Source organism: Cohnella baijiui (assembly GCF_020731285.1).
Lineage (GTDB): Bacteria > Bacillota > Bacilli > Paenibacillales > Paenibacillaceae > Cohnella.
The window spans coordinates 1-213 of sequence record NZ_JAJFOW010000492.1; the positions used below are offsets into that span (position 1 = coordinate 1).

Below are 213 nucleotides of genomic sequence, written 5' to 3' on the forward strand. Positions count from 1 at the left end.
GGAAGAGCGATTCGTCTGTCGGTTTACTAAAAGATTGAGCCCGGCTGTGCATAATTCTACATTGCATATGCGTGCGCAGCGTGATGAGCAAAAGCAGGCGATGTTATTTGAAATTACGAAGAAATTTCACTCTTCGATTAATGTGGATGATGTCCTGCAGGCTGTTATTGAGAATATGAGAAAACTATATCCGGATATGGGCGTAGATTTATG

Annotated in this window: 1 protein-coding gene; it reads left to right on the forward strand. The window is 41.8% G+C overall.

The genetic code is table 11. The features are described 5' to 3' along the window. On the forward strand, window positions 1-213 hold a 213-nt coding region (locus LKX83_RS33505; protein ID WP_227887641.1), incomplete at both ends, for a hypothetical protein.